This window comes from Lacinutrix sp. (genome assembly GCF_037625555.1).
In the GTDB taxonomy this organism is placed as follows: domain Bacteria; phylum Bacteroidota; class Bacteroidia; order Flavobacteriales; family Flavobacteriaceae; genus Lacinutrix.
Genome location: NZ_JASJHV010000123.1, coordinates 1 through 3,908 on the forward strand (window position 1 = coordinate 1; position 3,908 = coordinate 3,908).

Sequence of the window (3,908 nt, forward strand, 5' to 3'; positions counted from 1 at the left end):
TAAGTAAATATCTAGTTCTTGTATACCAGATTTCTAGATATTACCTTCTATTTCTAGTTATTAACTGTGTTTTTTATATTAATGCTTTTTTATTAAATTTAGAATAAACTAATTTACCATAAACACCAATAACAATAAAGCAAACTAATGTAATGACGAAAGAAAAACGCATTTCGGATAACCCTAACCAACTAACATCTTCATAACCAGTCCCTCCAAAGTCAAGAATCCAACCTTGTAAAGGAGTTAAAAGAGCACCTCCTACAATAGCCATTACAAGAAAAGCAGCTCCAAACTTAGTGTCTTGTCCTTGTCCTTCTAATGCTATTCCATAAATAGTTGGAAACATAATAGACATAAATAATGATGTGGCAATTAAAGAATATATTCCAGTAGTACCTGGTATAATTATAGCTCCAATGGTGGTTATAGAAGCTCCAATTGCAAAATACATTAATAATTTTCCTGAATCAATATCTTTCATCAATGCCGTACCTATAACTCTTCCTACCAAAAGAACAATATATCCTGCTAATCCAAACCAAACTGCCGTTTTACTGTCTATACCTAGTGTCTCGGCATACTGATATACATATGTCCAGCACATAATTTGCGCTCCAACATAAAAAATTTGTGAAACGACACCAAATGCAAATTTTGGCTGGCTCCATAATCTTTTTATTGAATCTGTAAATTTTATTGTTACTTCCTGCTCTTTATTCTCAGGCATTTTTAATAAACTAATCATTATAAAAAATAGTAATACAACAAAACCTAATATAACATAAGGATTTCGAATAACTTCTAAATCAGAAGTTCTAATTGACGCTTTAGCTGTTTCGGATAAAGTGTCAAATATAAGTTTTCCATCACTTGTTTGGTCATCAGATTTTAATGCATTCAAAACAAAATTCTGAGCAACTAACAAACCGCCAATTGACCCCATTGGATTAAACATTTGAGCAAAGTTTAATCGTCTTGTTGCCGTTTTTTCAGCTCCCATTGATAGTATATATGGATTTGAAGTGGTTTCTAAGAATGCTAATCCAAAAGTTAAAATGTAATAAGATGCTAAGAAGAAAATATAACTCTCATATTGAGCTGCAGGGAAAAACAATAATGCTCCAACAGAATAAAGTCCCAAGCCAATTAAAATACCTTTTTTATAAGAGTATTTATTTACAAATAAAGCAGCAGGGATAGCCATACACCCATACCCTCCATAAAAAGCTAATTGAACATAGGAAGCTTCTATATTGGATAGTTCTAATACCTTCTGAAAAGCCCTTACCATTGGGTTTGTAATATCATTTGCAAACCCCCAAAGAGCAAAAAGAGACGTGATTAAAATAAATGGTACGATAACCGATTTTGCTACTACTGGACTTCTTTCTGAACTACTCACACTTTTCTGGTTTAAAGATTAGAAAAGGACATAAATACTCAAAAAGTATCTGAAATATAAATGTCCTTCTTATATAAAAATTTCTACATATTTTACTCAAAAATAATAAAACGATACTTTATCTTACAAAAGCATTTGCAATTCCACCATCTACATTGATAATATTACCTGTACTCTTATCTAAAATACCTAAAAATGCAAATACTCCATTTGCTATATCGTTTGGTGTAATTATTTTATTCAATAAATTTCTTTTAGCATAAAAGGCAGGAAGTTCTTCAACTGTAATTCCATAAGCTTTAGCACGTCCTTCTGCCCAAGCACCTTCCCAAATTTTACTACCTACAATTACACCATCTGGATTTACGGTATTCACACGTACATCATCTGGCGCAAATTCTGCAGCTAGTAATCTAGACATATGTAATTGAGCCGCTTTGGCTGCACCATACCCAACGTTGTTAGGTCCAGCAACTAATCCGTTTTTACTTGCAATATTTACAATGCTTCCACCAAGGTTTTGTTTTCTAAATACAGTAGCAAAACTTTGACCTAGTAAGAATTGTCCTTTTACTAATACATTTTGTAATAAATCCCAATCTTTTTCTGTAGTTTCAGCTATTGGCTTAGAAATTGCTAAACCTGCACTATGTACAATAATATCTACACCACCAAATTGAAGACTTGCTTTATGCATTGCATTGTCTATAGATTCTTTACTGGTAACATTACAATTAACAGCAATGGCTTGATCTGCACTGTAGGCTGTTGTTGCTTCTTTTAAGAAATCGTCAGAAATATCTGTAAACACTACATTGGCACCTTCAGCAATTAATTTGTCAGCAATCGCTCTTCCTATACCACCACCAGAACCAGTAACTAAAGCTACTTTTCTAGATAATGGTTGTTCTTTTGGCATACGTTGTAGTTTTGCTTCTTCTAATAACCAATACTCAATATCAAAAGCTTCTTGTCTTGGTAATGAAGTATAGGCTGTAATAGCTTCTGCACCACGCATTACATTAATTGCGTTAATGTAAAACTCGTTAGCTACACGAGTAGTTTGTTTGTTTTTTGCAAAACTAAACATTCCTACTCCTGGGTAAATAATAATTACTGGATTCGCATCACGTACAGCAGGACTATTGTCCTTTTTACACGTATTATAGTAATCAAGGTATTCTTGTCTGTAAGCAGCAAATGCAGGCTCTAATTTTTCTAAAATTGCATTAGCATCAGATAGATCTTCATTTTTATCTAACGTTAATACTAATGGTTGGATTTTTGTTCTTAAGAAATGATCAGGACAAGAAGTACCCATTGGAGCTAATCTTTCTAAATCATTACTATTAATATATTCCATTACTACATCTGTATCAGAAAAATGCCCAATCATTCCGTTTTCAGAAGAGCATAAACCTCTTAACAAAGGCATTATTTGAGCTGCTTTTTCTTGACGTTCAGCCTTTGGTAAACTTTCAATTTTTTGACCTCCAAAAACACTCCCTTTTTCTTTTATTTTCTTTTCTATGAATTGAGAAGCCATTTCTATAACTTCTAAACTATTCATATAACATTCGTAAGATGTATCACCCCAAGTAAATAAACCATGAGAACCTAATACAATCCCTCTTATCCCTGGATTATCTGCTAAACATTTTTCTATTTGAAGACCTAAATCGAATCCTGGACGTTGCCAAGGAACCCAACCCATAGTATCTCCCCAAATTTCTTTAGTAACTTTCTCACTGTCTTTTGCAGCAGCAACTGCAATTAAAGCATCTGGGTGTAAATGATCTATATGTGCAAATGGTAACAAGCCGTGAAGTGGTGTATCTATGGAAGGTGCTTTACTGTCTAAATCGAAAATACAATGATTAAATAACCCAACCATTCTATCTTCATCTTCTAATCCTCCATAAACGTTTTTTAAATCACGTAATCTATCAGTGTAAATTCCTGCAATACCAGCTCTATTTAAAGTACCTATATCTCCTCCTGAGCCTTTAATCCACATTACTTCAACTTCTTCATTTGTAAGTGGGTCCTTCTCTGTGGTTCTACAACTTGTGTTTCCACCACCATAATTAGTTATTCTTAAATCTGCTCCTAAAATATTAGAACGATAAAGAAACAAGGCAATTTGATCATCGCCTAAAGCTGCTGCTTTTTTATCATCCCATAAATAATCTACGTAGTCAAAATTTGTATTCATTTTTTTGTATTAAATAATTTTATACAAAAATAAAAACTCATTGATGTAATATGATTATCTCTAACAAACAAGGTCGTGTATTTAGCAAACATAGTCTTTACATCGGTTTTTATCTGTTTAATATTTTTATTTATTTCAAAATCAGTAAGTTGACATAAATCTGAAAAGGTTTTATATAAGAGTATATATGAATTAAAAAATGTATATAGTAAACATATCGCTTATAAAAGATAAGTCTTTTAAGAGAATTTTCCAGATTTATATACAGCAGGTGTAGTACCAGTAATT

At 32.3% G+C, this 3,908-nt stretch carries 2 protein-coding genes; both read right to left on the reverse strand.

The annotated features are described in order from the left end of the window. Positions 1-73 precede the first annotated feature (73 nt). Positions 74-1,405, reverse strand: a complete 1,332-nt coding sequence (gene fucP, locus QNK89_RS10205) for an L-fucose:H+ symporter permease (RefSeq protein ID WP_340170933.1) — start codon at positions 1,403-1,405, stop codon at positions 74-76. Positions 1,406-1,523: 118 nt separating this feature from the next. Continuing rightward, the gene (locus tag QNK89_RS10210) at positions 1,524-3,620 is read right to left on the reverse strand and encodes a bifunctional aldolase/short-chain dehydrogenase (RefSeq protein WP_340170934.1); all 2,097 of its coding nucleotides are present in this window, start codon (positions 3,618-3,620) and stop codon (positions 1,524-1,526) included. Between the last annotated feature and the right edge of the window lie 288 nt (positions 3,621-3,908).

Coding starts and splice junctions, on each gene's coding strand:
- QNK89_RS10210 (WP_340170934.1), bottom strand. CDS start 3,620: ATGAATACAAATTTTGACTACGTAGATTATTTATGGGATGATAAAAAA.